Annotated in this window: 16 protein-coding genes and 2 tRNA genes; 3 read left to right on the top strand and 15 right to left on the bottom strand. The window is 70.6% G+C overall.

The annotated features are described in order from the left end of the window. Positions 1–72: 72 nt before the first annotated feature. From ACFV9H_RS29850 to ACFV9H_RS29815, 8 genes are all read right to left on the bottom strand, one after another. Positions 73–145 (bottom strand) — tRNA-Ala (locus ACFV9H_RS29850). Between the two features lie 145 nt (positions 146–290). Then, a complete protein-coding gene (locus tag ACFV9H_RS29845; RefSeq protein WP_007264019.1) occupies positions 291–524 on the bottom strand; it encodes a hypothetical protein in 234 nt (77 codons plus the stop codon). A gap of 143 nt (positions 525–667) precedes the next feature. Then, positions 668–740: transfer RNA gene (locus tag ACFV9H_RS29840), tRNA-Ala, on the bottom strand. Positions 741–853: 113 nt separating this feature from the next. Further along, positions 854–1,510: a histidine phosphatase family protein gene (locus ACFV9H_RS29835; RefSeq protein ID WP_385404263.1), complete on the bottom strand. Its 657-nt coding sequence runs from the start codon at positions 1,508–1,510 to the stop codon at positions 854–856. Then, positions 1,507–1,953 (bottom strand): ribosome silencing factor, encoded by a 447-nt coding sequence (gene rsfS / locus ACFV9H_RS29830; RefSeq protein ID WP_365172148.1) that lies wholly within the window; start codon positions 1,951–1,953, stop codon positions 1,507–1,509. Before rsfS ends, ACFV9H_RS29835 begins: the two co-directional genes overlap by 4 nt. Positions 1,954–2,060: 107 nt before the next feature. Further along, positions 2,061–3,701: an LCP family protein gene (locus ACFV9H_RS29825; RefSeq protein ID WP_385404191.1), complete on the bottom strand. Its 1,641-nt coding sequence runs from the start codon at positions 3,699–3,701 to the stop codon at positions 2,061–2,063. 24 nt (positions 3,702–3,725) lie between these two features. Beyond that, the gene (gene nadD, locus ACFV9H_RS29820; RefSeq protein ID WP_360892938.1) at positions 3,726–4,343 is read right to left on the bottom strand and encodes a nicotinate-nucleotide adenylyltransferase; all 618 of its coding nucleotides are present in this window, start codon (positions 4,341–4,343) and stop codon (positions 3,726–3,728) included. A gap of 92 nt (positions 4,344–4,435) precedes the next feature. Further along, a complete protein-coding gene (locus ACFV9H_RS29815) occupies positions 4,436–4,603 on the bottom strand; it encodes a hypothetical protein (RefSeq protein WP_385404188.1) in 168 nt (55 codons plus the stop codon). Between the two features lie 140 nt (positions 4,604–4,743). Between ACFV9H_RS29815 and ACFV9H_RS29810 the strand changes: the two genes are divergently transcribed. Then, complete coding sequence (locus tag ACFV9H_RS29810; protein WP_385404186.1) at positions 4,744–5,841, top strand: M48 family metallopeptidase; 1,098 nt, start codon at positions 4,744–4,746, stop codon at positions 5,839–5,841. Here the strand turns inward: ACFV9H_RS29810 and ACFV9H_RS29805 are convergent. From ACFV9H_RS29805 to ACFV9H_RS29775, 7 genes are all read right to left on the bottom strand, one after another. Then, positions 5,825–6,970 (bottom strand): hypothetical protein, encoded by a 1,146-nt coding sequence (locus ACFV9H_RS29805; protein ID WP_385404183.1) that lies wholly within the window; start codon positions 6,968–6,970, stop codon positions 5,825–5,827. The genes ACFV9H_RS29810 and ACFV9H_RS29805 overlap by 17 nt on opposite strands. A gap of 67 nt (positions 6,971–7,037) precedes the next feature. Beyond that, entirely contained in the window at positions 7,038–7,592 is a 555-nt protein-coding gene (locus ACFV9H_RS29800; RefSeq protein WP_385404181.1) for a hypothetical protein, read from the bottom strand. A gap of 77 nt (positions 7,593–7,669) precedes the next feature. Further along, positions 7,670–8,953, bottom strand: a complete 1,284-nt coding sequence (locus ACFV9H_RS29795) for a glutamate-5-semialdehyde dehydrogenase (protein ID WP_385404179.1) — start codon at positions 8,951–8,953, stop codon at positions 7,670–7,672. Positions 8,954–9,107: 154 nt separating this feature from the next. After that, positions 9,108–9,587 carry a hypothetical protein gene (locus ACFV9H_RS29790; RefSeq protein ID WP_385404177.1) on the bottom strand — a complete coding sequence of 160 codons (480 nt, stop codon included), beginning with the start codon at positions 9,585–9,587 and terminating at the stop codon, positions 9,108–9,110. A gap of 29 nt (positions 9,588–9,616) precedes the next feature. After that, positions 9,617–10,744 carry a glutamate 5-kinase gene (gene proB, locus ACFV9H_RS29785; protein ID WP_385404174.1) on the bottom strand — a complete coding sequence of 376 codons (1,128 nt, stop codon included), beginning with the start codon at positions 10,742–10,744 and terminating at the stop codon, positions 9,617–9,619. Positions 10,745–10,830: 86 nt separating this feature from the next. Continuing rightward, positions 10,831–11,262 carry a GtrA family protein gene (locus tag ACFV9H_RS29780; protein ID WP_385404172.1) on the bottom strand — a complete coding sequence of 144 codons (432 nt, stop codon included), beginning with the start codon at positions 11,260–11,262 and terminating at the stop codon, positions 10,831–10,833. After that, positions 11,259–12,245, bottom strand: a complete 987-nt coding sequence (locus ACFV9H_RS29775) for a glycosyltransferase family 2 protein (protein ID WP_385404169.1) — start codon at positions 12,243–12,245, stop codon at positions 11,259–11,261. The genes ACFV9H_RS29780 and ACFV9H_RS29775 overlap by 4 nt, the downstream gene beginning before the upstream one ends. 160 nt (positions 12,246–12,405) lie before the next feature. On the opposite strand from ACFV9H_RS29775, the gene ACFV9H_RS29770 reads away from it, so the two are divergent. Together ACFV9H_RS29770 and ACFV9H_RS29765 are read left to right on the top strand one after the other, a co-directional pair. Further along, on the top strand, positions 12,406–15,321 hold the full coding sequence (locus tag ACFV9H_RS29770) for a CDP-glycerol glycerophosphotransferase family protein (RefSeq protein ID WP_385404167.1): 2,916 nt from the start codon (positions 12,406–12,408) through the stop codon (positions 15,319–15,321). After that, positions 15,318–16,466 carry a glycosyltransferase gene (locus ACFV9H_RS29765; RefSeq protein ID WP_385404163.1) on the top strand — a complete coding sequence of 383 codons (1,149 nt, stop codon included), beginning with the start codon at positions 15,318–15,320 and terminating at the stop codon, positions 16,464–16,466. Before ACFV9H_RS29770 ends, ACFV9H_RS29765 begins: the two co-directional genes overlap by 4 nt. Positions 16,467–16,510 lie beyond the last annotated feature (44 nt).

Genomic DNA, 16,510 nt, shown 5'->3' with positions numbered 1-16,510 from the left:
AGGAGAGCGGCGCTAAACGAGCGCAACAACCAGAAGCGGGCCACCCGATCGGGGTGGCCCGCTTCTTCACTGTGGAGCTAAGGAGAATTGAACTCCTGACCTCCTGCATGCCATGCAGGCGCTCTACCAACTGAGCTATAGCCCCTTGTCCTGCTTGCCGCTTCGGTTTCCCTTGCCGGTTCCCCTTGGCGACGTCCCAAACATTACACGGTCATGGCCCTGGTCCAAAAATCGGTTTCCACCGACCATGAGCCATGCCCGATTTGACCCACCTTGTCACGTTTATCTCGTCATGCTCTCGCGAACTGATAGAACCGCTTGAGCGTGCAGTGCTCGTCGAGCAGCCGGCCGTAGATCGGCTCGCCCTCCAGCTCGCGGTACGTCTCGATCGGGTCGCCCTTTATGATCAGCGCCCGCGCGCATTCCTCGCACCAGTACTGGTAGTCGGGGTTGACCGGTTCCATGTCCCGCACGATCGGCGTGCCGTTGTTGCACCAGTCGCACCGCCGCCGGTGTGCACCCATCCGTCAGCGACTCCCTCCCACGTCGGGCCGTCGACTCCCCCTCCGGCCGTCCGATTCTGCCATGCCGGTGCGCGCCTGGTCAGTAAGCGCAAAGGGTACAAAAGCAAGGATCCCGCCCCCTGTTGGGGACGGGATCCTGATTGTGGAGCTAAGGAGAATTGAACTCCTGACCTCCTGCATGCCATGCAGGCGCTCTACCAACTGAGCTATAGCCCCGCTCTCCGCGGCGCTTCCCCCGTTTCCGGTGTTCTTCGCTGCGAACAAGAAGAACTCTAGCCTGTGACCAGCCGGAAAGTGAAATCCGGGTCGGAGCCGCCCCGCGGAAGGGCTCAGTCGTCGTCGCCGAGCACCGGTTCCGGCAGCGTGCCGGCGTTGTGCTCCATCAGACGCCAGCCTCGCGCGCCCTCACCGAGGACGGACCAGCAGCAGTTGGAGAGCCCGCCGAGGCCCTCCCAGTGGTACGCGTCCAGGCCCAGCAGGCGGCCGATGGTCGTACGGATGGTGCCGCCGTGGCTGACCACGACCAGCGTGCCGCCCTGCGGCAGCCGGCCGGCGTGCTCCAGCACCACCGGCGCGGCGCGGTCGGCGACCTCGGTCTCCAGCTCCCCGCCACCGCGACGGACCGGCTCGCCGCGCTTCCACGCCGCGTACTGCTCGCCGTACTTCTCGAGGATCTCGTCGTGCGTGAGGCCCTGCCACTCACCGGCGTAGGTCTCGCGCAGCGCCTCGTCGCGAGCCACGGGCAGGCCCGTGATGGCCGCCAGCTCGGCGGCCGTGTCGGAGGCCCGCCGGAGGTCGGAGGCCACGATGGCGTCCGGCTTCAGCGAGGCGAGCAGCCGAGCGGCGCGGCGCGCCTGCGCCACACCCGTCTCGGTCAGCTCGATGTCCGTGGAGCCCTGGAAGCGGCGCTCCAGGTTCCACGAGGTCTGGCCGTGCCGCCAGAGGACGATCTTCCTGCCGGACTTGCCCGTGTCGGTCGTGCTCAGAACAGATCACCGTCCAGGTCGTCGTCGCCGGCGGCCTCGCGCAGCTTGGCGTGCTCCTCGGCCTTGCCGATGGTGAGCTTGGCGTCCTCGGGCAGCTCGATCTCGGGGCAGTCCTTCCACAGGCGCTCCAGCGCGTAGAAGACGCGCTCCTCGCTGTGCTGCACGTGGACGACGATGTCGATGTAGTCGAGCAGGATCCAGCGGGCGTCGCGGTCGCCCTCTCGGCGCACCGGCTTGGCGCCGAGCTCCTTGAGCAGGCGCTCCTCGATCTCGTCGACGATCGACTTGACCTGGCGGTCGTTGGGCGCCGAGGCGAGCAGGAAGGCGTCGGTGATCGACAGCACGTCGCTGACGTCGTACGCGATGATGTCGTGCGCGAGCCGGTCGGCCGCCGCCTGGGCGGCGGTGGTGATGAGCTCGATGGAGCGGTCCGTGGCGGTCACTGGCCATGCTTTCGGGTTGGCGGGCAGATCCATACAAGGGTCTCACGTACCGCCGACACCGCCCGCGCGGAACGTCCCGCGCGGGCTCGGACACCTCCGAGCGCAGGTCAGGACGGCTTGTAGTCCTTGCCCAGGATCACCACGACCTCGGCGTTCACCGCGTTCTCGGCCTTCTTCACGACGGTCTCGGGCAGTCCCAGGGTCTTGGCGACCTCGATCGCCCGGTCCCTGACCGCGTCGTCCTGGTACGTGATCTGCGAGGTGGCGGCCGGCTTGTCGGCCCTGCCCCCGTCCACGAAGGTGTAGCCGCCGTTCAGCAGCGCCGCCTTGGCCGCGACCTGCGTCTTGTCGTCCCCGGTGGCGTCCTTGAGGCCCACCCGCGGGGCCGCACCGGGCTGGGCCTCGGCGACCGTGCCGCCCAGGACCTCCTTGACGACCTTCTTGTTGGCGTCGTCGGTGAGGGTGCCGTCCGGCTTCACCGCGAGGACGTCGGTGCGGTACGCGCCCACCTTGGCGTGCGCGCCGAGCCGGGAGAGCAGACCTCCGAGCGTCTGCGCGTTCAGCGCCGGATCGAGGATCTGACCCATGCTCTCGACGGTCACGGCCGCCGACTTCGGGTCGCCCGGGACCTTGCGCAGGACCGCGTGGAGCACCTTGCCCATGCGCTCGAGCTGCTTGGCCTCCGGCTCGCCCTGGGCGCGGTACGTGGCGTACGCGACGGCCATGGGGCCGCTGAGGCTCTGCTTCTGGCCCTGGCCCACGGCCGGGGCCTTGGCCGCGTCGTCCGCCGGGACCGCGGTGTCGGTGTCCACCTCGATGCCGCCGACCAGCTCGACCAGGTTCTCCAGGAAGGGCGTGTCCAGCCGCCAGGTGCCGCCGATGTGGGTGCCGAGCACCGAGTCGAGGGCCTCGCGGGTGCCGAGGCCGCCCGCTTCGACGGCCTTGCCGAGCGCCGTGGGGCTCCCGTCCTGGCCGGGGACGCCGAGGGAGTTCGGCAGGAGGACGGTGGCGCCCTGCTTGGTGGTGACGTTGTCGACGAGCAGCGCCGAGGCGGTGCCGCCCTTCTTGGTGTTGTGCAGGTGGACGACGATCATGTCGCGCTTCTGCGCCCCGGCGTCGGCGGTCGCCGCATTCTTCTTCTCCCCGGGGCCGTCGAGGAAGGGCAGCTTGCCCGCGTACCAGAGGTAGCCGAGACCGGCGACGACGAAGAGGGCGAGGACGACGATCAGCGCCACCACCCGGTTGCGGCCGCGGCGGCGGGCCTCCTCGCGGCGTTCGGTCCGGCTCTCGGTGAACTTGAGCCAGTCGATGACGTCCTCGGACTCCTCGTCCGGCTGGTCGATGAAGGCGAACATCTCGGTGCGGTAGTCCCGCCCCGCCTCCGGTTCGCCTTCGGGCCGACGCGGCTCGGGGACCTGGACGGCCGGGCGCTCGGCGGTGGCCTGCTGCGGGATCCACTGCCGGCTCGCCTGCGTGTCGTACCCGTGGTCGGGCGCCTGCTGGTAGTCCTGCCGGCCGTAGTCCTGGGCGACCTGCTGCTGCGGGTAGTACTGCTGCTCGCCGTAGCCCTGGTAGCCGTACTGCTGCTGGTCGTACTGCGGGGCCCGGGGCGCCTGCGGGGCCTGTGGAGCGGGCTGCGCCGGGTATGCGGGCGCCTGGCCGTACACCGGCCGCCCGTACGCGTCGTAGCCGATGAGCTGCTGCTCCTGGGTGCCGTACGGGTCGTACGGATCCTGTCGGTCGTTCACCGCGGGGCCCCTCTCTCCGGAAGCTCAGGCTCCCCGGTACAGCTCACGCTTGTCGATGTAGCGCACCACGCCGTCGGGCACCAGGTACCAGACGGGATCCCCCTGGGCCACCCTCGCACGGCAGTCCGTGGACGAAATGGCCAGCGCCGGCACCTCGACGAGCGAGACGCCGCCCTTGGGCAGTCCGTCGTCGGTGAGCACGTGGCCCGGCCGGGTGACTCCGATGAAGTGGGCGAGCGAGAAGAGCTCGTCCGCGTTGCGCCAGGTCAGGATCTGGGCGAGCGCGTCGGCGCCGGTGATGAAGAACAGGTCGGCGTCGTCGTTCAGCGCCTTCAGATCGCGCAGGGTGTCGATCGTGTACGTCGGCCCGCCGCGGTCGATGTCGATGCGGCTCACCGAGAACTGGGGGTTCGAGGCGGTGGCGATGACCGTCATCAGGTAGCGGTCCTCGGCGGGCGAGACCGCCCGCTGCGACTTCTGCCACGGCTCGCCGGTCGGTACGAACACCACCTCGTCGAGGTGGAAAAGGGCGGCCACCTCGCTGGCGGCCACCAGGTGTCCGTGGTGGATCGGGTCGAATGTCCCGCCCATCACGCCGAGCCGGCGCTTGACCGGGCCCGTAGGCATTTCCTGCTCTCCCATGAGCGCAGAGCCTACTGGCCCGGCGGACGCACCGGACCGGGCTCCGGGTCGTCTCTTTCGGATCGGGCCGGCCCGGCATGATCCGACAGGGCCTAGCGGTCGCGGTTCAGGCGCGTGGTCACCCAGAGCATGAGCAGCAGGATGAGGAGCGCTCCGCCGCCGGTCAGGTACGGGTTGAGGCTGTCGTGGTTGCCGCCGTGCTGCCCGGCCCCCTCCGAGGCGAGGACGACCAGGTTGTGGGCGGTGGAGGAGAGGCTCATCAGGCAGGTACCTATCGAGTCGGGGAGCGGGCGGAGACTTCGCTCACATCGTATGCGGGGGCCTGGGGCACGCTCACGCCGACTCAGGCGTTGGAGAGGATAGACGCAATGCGAGTCAGGTCGACCCAGGGGAGGGCGCAATGACGGAGACAGGGATCGGACAGGCACCGGCGAGGGACCGCAGGAGGTTCCCGGGCATCTCGTCCCGGGCCTACGAGCATCCGGCGGACCGCTCGGCGCTGGTGGCGCTGCGCAAGCTGACCGGCTTCGACACGGTCTTGAAGGCCCTGAGCGCGCTGCTGCCGGAGCGCAGCCTGCGGCTGCTGTTCCTGTCGGATTCGGTGCGGGTGAGCGATGCGCAGTTCCCCCACCTGTACGCGATGCTCCGCGACGCCTGCTACATCCTGGACCTGGAGAAGGTCCCGCAGATGTACGTACAGCAGGAGCCGAAGCCCAACGCCATGTGCATCGGGCTCGACGAGCCGATCATCGTGGTGACCACCGGCCTCGTCGAGCTGCTCGACGAGGAGGAGATGCGGGCGGTGGTGGGCCACGAGGTGGGCCACGCGCTGTCGGGGCACTCCGTGTACCGCACGATCCTGCTGTTCCTGACGAATCTGGCGCTGAAGGTGGCGTGGATCCCGCTGGGCAACATGGCGATCATGGCGTTGGTGACCGCCCTGCGGGAGTGGTTCCGCAAGTCGGAGCTCTCGGCGGACCGGGCCGGGCTGCTGGTGGGACAGGACGTGCAGGCCTCGATGCGGGGGCTGATGAAGATCGCCGGCGGCAACCACCTCCACGAGATGAACGTGGACGCCTTCCTGGCGCAGGCCGAGGAGTACGAGTCGAGCGGTGATCTGCGCGACTCCGTACTGAAGATCCTGAACGTGCTGCCCCGTACGCACCCCTTCACCACGGTCCGGGCGGCCGAGCTGAAGAAGTGGTCCGAGAACCGCGACTTCCAGCGGATCATGGACGGCCACTACCCGCGGCGGGAGGACGACAAGGACACCTCGGTGACCGACTCCTTCCGGCAGTCCGCCTCGCACTACGCCGACTCGGTGCGCACCAGCAAGGATCCGCTGATGAAGCTGGTGGGCGACATCGCGGGCGGCGCGGGCGACCTGGGCGGCAAGCTGCGCGACAGGTTCACCGGGGCCGGCACGGGGTCCGGGTCCGGCTCCGGGTCCGGGTCCGCCGAGGGCAAGGACGACCGCGGGGCTACGGGCCGGGGCTGACGGGGGTGGCCGCCGGGGTCGAGGGCGGCGCCAGTACGCCGCACAGCCCGGCGGTGCGCCTCGGATGGCCGCTGGAGTACGGGTCGCTCGCGGCCGGTCCGACCGTCGTCGGGCCGGCTCCGGCCAGGACCGGGCGGAAGCCTTCCGCCGGGTCCTGGGAGCAGTCCTGGGGCCCGGCCATCACATAGGCCGAGACGAGCTCCGCCCGGCGGGCGGTGAGGTCCTCGCGGTCGAAGCGCAGCCGCAGCTCGCGCCGGACCGTGAAGAGCGAGGCGCCGTCCTCCGCGGCCGGGGCTCCGGTGGCCGGTCGTACGGCGTACACGAAGGTGTGGTCGGTGATCACCTCCAGCACGTCGGGGGCCACCTCGTCGACGGTGAGGGCTCCGCTGACCCGGACCCGGGAGTCGGCCACGAGCGCGGTGCGCGGGTCGAAGCGGACCAGCCAGCCGGTGGCGGCGTGCCGGCCGTCGCCGGAGGGCGTGGTCATGCTGCGGTCGAACTGGGCCAGCTGGTCGGGGTCGAGCAGCACCCGCACGGGCCGGGAGGCGGAACCGGACAGGACGTCGGGGTCCAGCGAGGACTGCACCAGGTAGTCCTTGGCGATGGACAGCGCGGCGACGACCTCGCTGTCGGTGAAGTGGTGCGTGCGGCGCACGGCCGGGAGGGTGATCCCGGCCGCCCCGACGCGGTAGTCGGCCGCGGGGCTCTGCGCGTACAGGTCCACCGGGCGGCCACCGGGCACGGCCGTCGTGGGCGCGAGCGGGACGACGGTGCTGCTGAGGGCCGCGGCGGGGCCGCCGGGCGGCGGGACGTACGGATTGCGCAGCCCCATGTAGACGGCGGCCGCGAAGGCACTGGCGATGAGCAGCACGAGCAGCATGCCCTGCCGGGCGCCCCTGCCGGGCGTGCCGGTGCCGGTGGCGGAACCGCCGCCCGACCAGATGGAGCGGCTGCGCACGGCCCGGGCGTGCTCGCCCATGCGTTCCTCGGCGGAGTACTCCTGGAGCCTGGCGGCCCGCACGAAGTCCTCGTCGAACACGACCGAGCGGTACTCGTCCGCTCGGAACTCGTCGTCGCCCCCGCCGATGCCCTCGGGGGTGCCGTTGGGTGGATCTCCTGGAACGGCCATCGCTTCTCCCGCTGTCCCCGCTTCAGAGAAGCCCCCACCTCCGGCGCATGCGTGTGGGGTCGTACCTTCAGGGTTGGCGGCCGGAGGGGTACGTAAACGCGCCGACGCCGGTCACTTCCCTCAGCGGGGTACTGGCGGGCGCCGGGGCGGGGTCGGACTCGCCCGACGCACTGCGGTACACGGCGCTGAAGGCGAGCGCGATCATGCCGAGGCCCATCACGAAGGCGAGCACCCAGGCGACCGGGCGCAGCCAGGGAGAGCGGCCGCGGTACGGGCGCAGGCTGCCGCCGTAGGCCCCGTACGGGCCGTCGGGGTGGAGGCGGCCCCGCTCGTGCTCCCAGTCGTGGTCGTCGGCGTCGTACCCGTCGGGGTGGCCGTAGCCGTAGCCGTCGTAGTCGTCGTCGCCCGGCCAGCCGCCGGCGACGGCTCGGGCCGCCTCGGCCTCCGCGCGCGCCCGGTCGGCCGCCCGCTGGCGCTCGGCGGCACTCGGTTCATGGATCTCGGCGTTCCGGACGAAGGCCTCGTCGAACACCACGGAGGCGAAGTCCTGTTCCGCGCCTCCGCGGTCGTCGTCGGGCTCCCCGTCGTCCGGGAACGGCTTGCCCCCCACGTCGTCCGGCACGAGACCAGCCTAGACCTGGGGGGCTGCTTTGGGCAGGGTGTGCGCCGAAATCCGGCCACACCGTGTTCGCCCGATGACTACCGAACGTGACCGTCGCCGGTGACGATGTACTTGGTGGAGGTGAGCTCGGGAAGGCCCATCGGGCCCCGGGCGTGCAGCTTCTGCGTGGAGATGCCGATCTCGGCGCCGAAGCCGAACTGGCCACCGTCGGTGAACCGGGTGGAGGCATTCACGGCGACCGTGGTCGAGTCGACCAGCTGGGTGAAGCGGCGCGCGGCGGCCTGCGAGGTGGTGACGATCGCCTCGGTGTGGCCGGAGGTCCAGCGGCGGATGTGGGTGACGGCGTCGTCGAGGGAGTCCACGACGGCGGCGGCGATGTCGTAGGAGAGGTACTCGGCGGCCCAGTCCTCGTCGGTGGCGGGGAGGGCGGTCGCCTTGGAGTTCTCGGCGGCGGCGAGGACGCGGTCGTCCGCGTGGACGGTCACGCCGGCGTCGGCGAGCGCGTCGAGAGCGCGCGGCAGGAAGGCGTCGGCGATGTCCCGGTGCACGAGGAGGGTCTCGGCGGAGTTGCAGACGGAGGGCCGCTGGGCCTTGGAGTTGATCAGGATGTCCACGGCCATGTCCAGATCGGCCTGGGCGTCCACGTAGACGTGGCAGTTGCCGGTGCCGGTCTCGATGACCGGGACGGTGGACTCCTCGACGACGGTCTTGATGAGGGAGGCACCGCCGCGCGGGATGAGTACGTCGACGAGGCCGCGGGCGCGCATCAGCTCGCGGACGGACTCGCGGGACTCGCCCGGGACGAGCTGGATCGAGTCGGCGGGCAGGCCGGCGCCCTCGACCGCGTCGCGGAGGATGGCGACGAGCGCTGTGTTGGAGGCGTAGGCGGAGGAGCTGCCGCGCAGCAGGACCGCGTTGCCGGACTTGAGGCAGAGGGCGGCGGCGTCGACGGTGACGTTGGGGCGGGCCTCGTAGATGATGCCGACGACGCCGAGCGGGACGCGGATCTGCCGGATGTCGATGCCGTTGGGGAGGGTGTTGCCGCGGACCACCTCGCCGACCGGGTCGGGGAGGGCGGCGACGTCGCGCACGTCGGAGGCGATGGCCGCGACCCGCTCCGGGGTGAGGGTGAGGCGGTCGATGACGGTCTCGCTGGTGCCGGCGGCGCGGGCCTTGTCGGTGTCGACGGCGTTGGCCGCGATGATCTCGGCCGTACGGGCCTCCAGCGCGTCCGCGATCGCCAGCAGGGCCGTGTCCTTGGCGGACCGCGGGAGTGGGGCGATGGTGGCGGCGGCCGTGCGGGCGCGCTGCGCGGTGGCGAGGACGGGCGAGGTGGCGGTGGCGGCATCGAGCGAGGTCATGCCGCCAGGGTAGTCCCCGGGACAGGGCGGCCGATGGGGTTTCCACCCCGCGAGACGGCTGCCGCCGGGCCGATCTGGGGCTCCGCCCCAGACCCCGCGCCTCAAACGCCGGCGGGGCTGGATTTGGCTGATGCCGTCCCCCCGGCGGGGGATGTCAATAAGGGTGCACGCCCACCGGGTGGGCCGGGGGTGGGCCGTAGCCCTCTGCGACGCGTTGGTGGTAGGTGGCTCGGTCGATGACCTCCAGGCCGACGATCTCCCAGGGCGGGAGCTGCGCCGAGGAGCGGTGTTCGCCCCACAGCCGGAGGGCGACGGCCGCCGCGTCGTGGAGGTCGCGGGCCTCCTCCCAGTAGCGGATCTCCGCGTGGTCGTCGGCGTAGCGGCTGGTCAGGAGGAAGGGGTGGTCGTGGGCCAATTGTTCCAGCCCGCGCCGGACCTCGGACAGCGGCGCCGGCCTGCCGGAGACGCTCAGGGTGACGTGCCAGAGACGGGAGGCCTTGTCGCCATCGTCCCGCCCGTCCCCGTCGCCGCCGTCACCGTCCCCCGTACCGACGCTGGTCAGCGCTCGTCTCACCAGCCGCCTCCTGTCTACGCCACGTACGTCCGCCCGGCCCCTCACAGTTGACCAGTCCACGGGCCGCCGCGCGGCTGTTTTGCCGAACCTCAGCCCTGGAGCAGGACCAGATCGTCCCGGTGGACGACCTCCCGTTCGTACTCGGGTCCGAGTTCCGCCGCGAGCTCGCGGGTGGAGCGGCCGAGGAGCTGCGGGAGCTCCTTGGCGTCGAAGTTGACCAGGCCCCGGGCGACCGCCCGGCCGGCCGTGTCGCGCAGTTCCACCGGGTCCCCGGCGGTGAAGTCTCCCTCGACCGCCGCGATGCCCGCGGGGAGCAGCGAGCTGCCGCGCTGCGTCACCGCGCGGACGGCGCCGTCGTCGAGGACGAGGTGGCCCTGGGGCGTCGACGCGTGCTGGAGCCACAGCAGCCGGTCCGCCGAGCGGCGTCCGGTGGCGTGGAAGAGGGTGCCCGTCCCGCGCCCGGCGAGGGCGTCGGCGGCCTGGCTCGCGGAGGTGAGGACGACGGGGATGCCCGCCGCGGCGGCGATCCGGGCCGCCTCGACCTTGGTGACCATGCCGCCGGTGCCCACGCCCGCCTTGCCGGCGCTGCCGATGGAGACGTGCGCGATGTCCTCGGGCCCGCGGACCTCGTCGATGCGGGTGGTGCCGGGCAGGGACGGGTCTCCGTCGTAGAGGCCGTCCACGTCCGAGAGGAGGACGAGCAGGTCCGCGCGGACGAGGTGGGCGACGAGGGCGGCGAGCCGGTCGTTGTCGCCGAAGCGGATCTCGTCCGTGGCCACGGTGTCGTTCTCGTTGACGACGGGCAGGGCGCCCATTTCGAGGAGTTGGTCGAGGGTGCGGTAGGCGTTGCGGTAGTGGGCGCGGCGGCTGGTGTCGTCGGTGGTGAGCAGCACCTGGCCGACGCGGACGCCGTAGCGGGCGAAGGAGGCGGTGTAGCGGGCGACGAGCAGGCCCTGGCCGACGCTGGCGGCGGCCTGCTGGCGGGCCAGGTCCTTGGGGCGGCGGCGCAGGCCGAGCGGCGAGAGTCCGGCGGCGATGGCGCCGCTGGAGACCAGGACGATCTCCTTCTCGCCGCCGCTGCGGGACTTGGCCAGGACGTCGACCAGCGCGTCCACCCGGTCGGCGTCGAGTCCGCCGGCAGCCGTGGTCAGGGAGGAGGAGCCGACCTTGACCACGATCCTGCGGGCGTCCACGACACCCTGCCTAGCCGCTGACACGTCTGTCCCCTTGCCCCTTGCCGAAATCCCTGAGTTTGCCTGCCACCTCAATCTACGGTGCGGCGCGCGGGGGCCGCTCAGGGGTTTCAGACCGTGGACGAGGTCCCGACCGGCTCCGGCTCGGCGGCCCGGGCGGCGGCCGCGCCCGGGACGAGGATCTTGCGGGAGAGCACGAAGGTGAACGGGATCGCCACGACGGCCGCCACCAGCGGGGCGATCCGGGTGTCCATGCCGACCCAGGCCACCAGGGCGTAGAGCCCGACGGACTGGATCACGTAGTTCGTGACGTTCGTCAGCGGGAAGAGGAGGAACTTCTTCCAGGTCGGACGGGTCCGGTAGGTGAAGTAGGTGTTCATGAAGAACGAGCCGACCATGGCCAGCACGAAGGCGAGGCTGTAGGCGGCGAAGTACGGCATCCACGGGTGCAGGAGCAGGTAGAGCCCGAAGAAGGTGGCGGTGTTGACCCCGCCCACGAGGGCGAAGCGGAAGATCTGGCCGAGCTGTTCTCGTCTGCTCATCGGGTGCTGCGCTCCACGATCGTCGCCTGTGCCGCCGGGGCGGTTCCCGCCACCGGGTCCACGCCGTGCGACTCCTTCACCAGGAAGTGTGGCCGCCGCTTGGTCTCGTAATAGATGCGCCCGATGTACTCGCCGATCAGGCCCAGCATGATCATCTGTACGCCGCCGATGCCGGCGATCATCGCCACGAGGGTGACGTAGCCCGGCGAGTCGATGCCGTTGGTCATCGCCATGATCGTGATCCACAGCGCGTACAGGCCGGTCAGGGCGACGAGCGACACCCCGATCCAGATCCCGACCCGCAGCGGTCGGTTGTTGAAGGAGATCAGCCCGTCCATGGCGTAGTTCAGCAGCGAGCCGAACTTCCACTTCGTCTCGCCGGCCTCGCGCTGGGCGTTGCGGTAGTCGAAGTGGACGGTGTCGAAACCGATCCAGGAGAAGAGGCCCTTGGAGAAGCGGTTGTACTCGGGCAGCGACAGCAGGGCGTCCACGGCCGGACGCGACAGCATCCGGAAGTCGCCCACTCCGTCCGTGAGTTCGACGTCGACCCAGCGGTTCACGCCGCGGTAGTAGAGGCGGCTGAGCGCGCTGCGGAGCTTCTTGTCGCCCTCGCGCGTGCGGCGGGCGATGATCTGGTCGTGGCCCTGCCGGTGGTAGTCGAGCATGGTCGCGATGAGCTCCGGCGGGTGCTGGAGGTCCGCGTCCATGATCACGACGGCGTCGCCGGTGGTCTCGCGCAGGCCGGCGAGCATGCCGGCCTCCTTGCCGAAGTTGCGGCTGAAGGAGACGTACCGCGTCTGCTCGCCGTACTCGGCGGCGATCTTCCGGAGCTTCCCGAGGGTGCCGTCGCGGCTGCCGTCGTCGACGTAGCAGACCTCGTACTCGACGGGGAGGGAGTCCAGGACCCTGCGGATCTCGGCGTCGAAGCTGTCGATGACGGCTTCTTCGTTGTAGCAGGGGACAACTACGGACAGCTTCGTCATGAACACTTCCTGCTGGCTCCGAACGGGTGATTGTGGGCGACCGGGCCCGCCACTCACCTCTTCCTTAGAAGTATGCACGGCGACGGTTGACCGGTGGCCCGCCGAGGTCGCCCTGCCTGAGTCGAGGGCGGCACGCGGTAGCTTTGACGGGATAAGCGGAATGAGCGGAACGAAACGAAACGAAGGGATCGAGGTGCACGTGCCCGACGTCTCCGTGGTCGTCATCGTCTACAACGACGCAGAGCGTCTGTCGACAGCAGTCCGGTCGGTATTGGACCAGACCCTGCACGGGGTCGAAGTCGTGATCGTCGACGACTGCAGCAAGGACCGCTCCTTCGCGGTCGCCCGGGAACTGGAGGCGGCGCATCCGGGGAGAGTGCGCGCCTTCCAGCTGCCGGAGAACAGTGGCGGCTGCGGTGCGCCCCGCAACCACGGCATCCAGCAGGCCACCGGCACGTACGTCATGTTCCTGGACAGCGACGACGTGCTGGAGCGCAACGCCTGCCGGAACATGCTGGACGCGGCCGAGCGGACCGGCTCCGACCTGGTCTCGGGCATGTGCGTACGCGTGCACCTCGACAACCGGTGGGGCAAGACCACCGAGTGGTACCCCTGGATCTACTCGCGCACGCGCACCCTGGAGTCGATCACCGAGTTCCCCGACCTGCTGGTCTACGACACCCTCTCCACGAACAAGTGCTACCGGCGGGCGTTCCTGCTGGAGCAGGGCCTGGAGTTCCCGGTCGGGATCCACTACGAGGACCTGCTGTTCTCCGCGCAGGCCTACGTCGCCGCCCGCCGCATCACCCTGATCCCGAACCACGTCTACTTCTGGAACGTGATCGAGAAGGCGGCGGCGAAGTCGATCAGCAACCGGCGCCACGAGATCGCGAACTTCGTCCACCGGATGGAGATCCACCGCCGCGTCGACCAGCTGCTCGCCTCCAAGGGCCACACGGACATCAAGTCCGCGAAGGACGCCAAGTTCCTCAAGCACGACCTGGTGCTGCACCTGCGCGACCTGCCGCTGCTCAGTGACGAGTACCGCCAGGAGTTCGCCCGCCTCGCCAACGGCTACCTGGCGGGCATCGACCCGGCGGCCTACGAGAACGTCACCTACCTCCAGGCGATCTGCGCGTACCTGCTGGGCAAGGAGGACTGGGACAACCTGCTCTCGGCCGCCGACTCGATGACCAACAAGGGCCGGCTCTCCTCCTCCCTCGCCGAACGCGACGGCCGCGTCTACTGGTGCGCCGCGCATCTCGACGACGCCGAAGACGGCGCCGAGGCCCGCCGGATACTGGACGTCACCGAGCAGGGCTTCCACACCACCCCGCTCGCCTCCCTCCAGCTCGGCAACCGCCTGACCTCGTACGAGGACGACGGGCGCGGCACCGTCACGCTGTCCGGCGCCGTCGTGAACCCGCTGGGACGGATCCCGGCCGACGCGGAGCTGAAGGCGTCGCTCGAATTCCGGGCCCGTCGGCAGATCGGGGTGCGCTCCTTCAGCTTCCCGGTGGCAACGGTGCGCCACGCGGGTGACACGATCGAGTGGACCGGCACCGCCGACGTCGGCTCGACCGTCCGCCCCCTCGGCATCATCGACGCCGTCTGGGACGTCCGGCTGAAGCTGACCGCCGGAAGCGAGAAGATCACCACCCGCGTCGCGGTCGGCGGGGTCGACCTGGATTCGGCGGCCCGGCTGCGCGTGCGACCGCGGCTGACCCGGCTGGTCTCCGACCGCTTCGAGCCGGAGATGACCAAGAAGGGCAACCTCTCCTACGTCCTGACCGCCGAGAGCGCCGCCGCGGTCCGCACCCAGTCGCTGATCAACAACGCCATACAGGGCAAGGCGGCCAACGTGGTCAAGCGGGGCCTGCGCAAGGCCCTGCGGGTCCGCCGGAACATCGGCTCCGGTGAGCAGAAGGTGAAGGTCTACCACGAGGTCTTCTCGAAGCTGCCGATCAAGAAGGGCACGGTCGTCTTCGAGAGCCACATGGGCAAGCAGTACAGCGACAGCCCGAAGGCGATCTACGAGGAGCTGGTGCGACAGGGCGCGCCCTTCGAGGCGATCTGGTCGTACGCGGGCGGCAAGCCGACCGGCTTCCCCAAGGAGGCCACCCTGGTGCGCCGCTGGAGCTGGGCCTACCTGCGGGCGCTGGCCCAGGCCGAGTACTGGGTGGACAACCAGGGCTTCCCGCTGGCGCTCACCAAGCGCGCGGGAACCACGTACATCCAGACCTGGCACGGCTCCGCGCTCAAGCGGATGGGCTTCCACGAGCCGCGCACGAAGGCGCAGGGCCGGGCCGGCCAGGACCGCTTCCAGGCGGCCGTCGACCGCTTCGACCACTTCCTGATCCGCTCCGAGCACGACGCCCGCACCCTCGCCAAGGGCTTCCGGCTGCGCGACGAGGTGCTGCTGCGCAGCGGCTACCCGCGCAACGACGCCCTCGTCGAGGCGCAGCGGAGCGAGGTGCAGAGCGGTGAGCGGGTGCGCGGGCCGCTGGCCGCCGAGCTCGGCATCGACCCGGATAAGAAGGTGCTGCTGTACGCGCCGACCTTCCGGGCGGCAGCCGACGGCACGGTCGAGGGCTTCGTGTTCCCCTTCGACGTGGAGGAGTTCGCGGACCGGCTCGGCGACCGCTTCACGCTGCTGGTGCGCACGCACTACCTCAACAGCGTCTCGCTGCCGCCGTCGGTCGCGGGCCGTGTCGTGGACGTCTCCCGGCACCACGACATCACCCCGCTGCTGGCCCTCGCGGACGGGCTGATCACCGACTACTCGTCCGTGATGTTCGACTACGCCCTGCTGGACCGGCCGATGGTGTTCTTCGCCTACGACTACGAGAAGTACGCCACGGACATCCGCGGCACCTACTTCGACCTGAAGGAGAAGGCACCGGGCCCGGTGGTGGCCACGGCGGACGAACTCCTGCAGGCGCTGTCGGCCTTCGAGGAGGCGGACGCCAAGTACGCCGAGTGCCGGCAGCGTTTCCTCACCGAGTTCGGCGAGTACGACCGCGGGGACGCGGCCCGCCAGATCGTCGAGAAGTTCTTCACGAGGAGCGGCAAGTGAGCCGGGACATCTTCATCGTCTCCAACAACGTCGACGAGCTCGGCGGCGTGACCACCTGGTCCCACCAGATGGCCCGGCTGTTCACCGAGCGCGGGCACGAGGTCCACATCGTCGGCATCGCCCCGGTCGCCGAGGAGATCCGCCAGACGCTGCCGCCGGACCTGCCGTACGAGATGACCACCCTGTACGACGCCCACCCGCCCTCGGCGCGCAGGCTGCACGGGATCAAGGGCCGGCTGAACGCGCCCGAGCGGCGCCGGCAGGCGGCCCGGCGGGCGAAGATGCGGGCCAAGGCGGAGCGGCTGAGCGAGATGTTCCGCGCGGCCCGCCCGGGCAGCGTGGTCATCGTGACGCAGGTCTGGGCGATGGAGTGGGTGGCCCTCGCCGACACCAAGGGGCTCACCGTCATCGGGATGAGCCACGAGTCCTTCGAGGCCAGCCAGAAGTCCACCCGCGGTGCGCGCGTACGCCGCTACTACCCGGAGGTCGACCGGCTGCTGGTGCTGACCCCGGAGGACGCGGACCTGTGGATCCGGGCGGGCATGGAGAACGTGGGCAACATGCCGAACCCGCTGCCCTTCATGCCGGACTCCCCCGCTCCGCGCACCGAGAAGGTCGTGGCGTGCGTCGGCCGCCTCGCCTTCGAGAAGGGCGTCGACCTGCTGCTCGACGCCTGGGCGGACGCGTCCCCGCACCACCCCGACTGGGTCCTGCGGATCTACGGGGCGGGCGTGGAGGAGCCGGCGCTGCGGGCGCACTGCGCCTCGCTGGGGCTGGACGAGTCCGTGGAGTGGATGGGCAGCACCGACGACGTCCTGGGCGTGCTGCGCGGGGCCTCGGTCTTCGCGCAGGCCTCGCGGGCCGAGGGCTTCCCGATCACCCTGCTGGAGGCGATGGCGGCGGGCCTGCCGGTCGCGGCCTTCGACTGCGCACCCGGCGTGCGGGAGATCGTCCGGCACGGCGAGGACGGGCTGTTGGCGCGGCTGGGCAACACGATGGAGCTGGCCGGGCACCTGGACGCGCTGATGAACGACCGCGAGCTGCGCGATCGGCTCGGGGACACCGCGTTCCGCTCGGTGCAGCGGTACTCCAGCGCCGAGATCACCGACCGGTGGGAAGAGCTGTTCTCCTTCCTGGAGCGGTAGGTCCTGTCGTACACGAAGCCGCCCGCCCCGGACGCGTTCCGGGG

Source organism: Streptomyces sp. NPDC059874 (assembly GCF_042731135.1).
In the GTDB taxonomy this organism is placed as follows: domain Bacteria; phylum Actinomycetota; class Actinomycetes; order Streptomycetales; family Streptomycetaceae; genus Streptomyces.
The sequence above is the reverse complement of the archived record's forward strand: the minus strand, read 5'-3'. Positions and strand labels throughout refer to the sequence as shown.